A 526-nucleotide genomic window follows, 5' to 3' on the forward strand; every position below is an offset into this window, starting at 1 on the left:
GCTTTGTGCCCATGCAACCAGCCCCCTTCAACTTGGCTTGTATCGTTTTCTCTTTGGTTTGGGAACGGGCGCTCTCATACCAGGTGTCAATGCTCTTCTTAGCAAAATGACTCCAAAATCAGGTATTTCAAGGATTTTCGCCTTTAACCAAGTCTTTTTTTACCTCGGTGGAGTGATTGGACCTATGGCGGGATCTGCAGTTGCAGGATATTTGGGCTACCATGCTGTCTTTTATGCTACAGCAGCCTGTGTAGCTTTCAGTTGTTTATGTAACTTAGTGCAATTTAGATCATTATTAAAAGTAAAGGAAATCTAGTGCGAGTAAAAATCAATCTCAAGTGCTCCTCTTGTGGTAGCATCAATTATCTAACTAGTAAGAACTCCAAAACCCATCCAGACAAGATTGAGGTTTTAAAGTATTGTCCCAAGGAAAGAAAAGTAACCCTACATCTTGAATCTAAGTAGAATTTATGGTAAAATAATAGGGATTTTAAGGAGTTTGATATGTACAACCTATTATTAACCA

2 protein-coding genes are annotated in these 526 nt (G+C 39.0%); both read left to right on the forward strand.

All coding sequences use genetic code 11. From position 1 onward, the window contains the following. Window positions 1–316, forward strand: a 316-nt coding sequence (locus tag SORDD16_RS11670; protein ID WP_241733970.1) for an MFS transporter, incomplete at its 5' end; no start/stop codon positions are given. Continuing rightward, a complete protein-coding gene (rpmG, locus tag SORDD16_RS03940) occupies window positions 316–465 on the forward strand; it encodes a 50S ribosomal protein L33 (protein ID WP_001809104.1) in 150 nt (49 codons plus the stop codon). The genes SORDD16_RS11670 and rpmG, both read left to right, overlap by 1 nt. Window positions 466–526: the final 61 nt, after the last annotated feature.

This window comes from Streptococcus oralis, from assembly GCF_001578945.1.
GTDB classification, from domain to species: domain Bacteria; phylum Bacillota; class Bacilli; order Lactobacillales; family Streptococcaceae; genus Streptococcus; species Streptococcus oralis_Q.